Annotated in this window: 1 protein-coding gene; it reads left to right on the forward strand. The window is 54.0% G+C overall.

From position 1 onward, the window contains the following. Window positions 1–450: hypothetical protein (locus tag AC1RPY_RS07650; protein ID WP_481763092.1), on the forward strand; the 450-nt coding region annotated here is incomplete at both ends.

A 450-nucleotide genomic window follows, 5' to 3' on the forward strand; every position in this document is an offset into this window, starting at 1 on the left:
GTATTGCATCTGTCCACTACGATTTCGACACAGGGAAAACGGTAGTCGGCACCGCCCTCGAATGTATTCCACTTGACGGCAGGAAGGTCAACTTCAACCTGATCTACCTGAACGTGATTCTGAAGTTGGCGCGCGATACGAATGCGGTGGGCATGGTTGCCGACCAGTGGCAGTCGATCGATTTGTTGCAGCGAATCCGGGAAGACATGGGTCTGAATCCGCTTGGGAAGCCCCGGTGTCTGCCGCGCCAGTACAGCCCGCGCCGCAAGGAATTCGATGCGTGCCATGCGATGATTGCCTCAAAGAACTTGATATTTCCGACTGTGACGGAAGCCGAGGGTACACGAATCATGGCTGGTGGTATTGAGGACTACCGAACAGAATTCATGAATCGACCTGTTCCACACATCATGCACCAGATGATTACGGTACGTGACGTGGGGCCGGAAA

Source organism: Dellaglioa sp. CoH-56-MRSF-12, assembly GCF_056782075.1.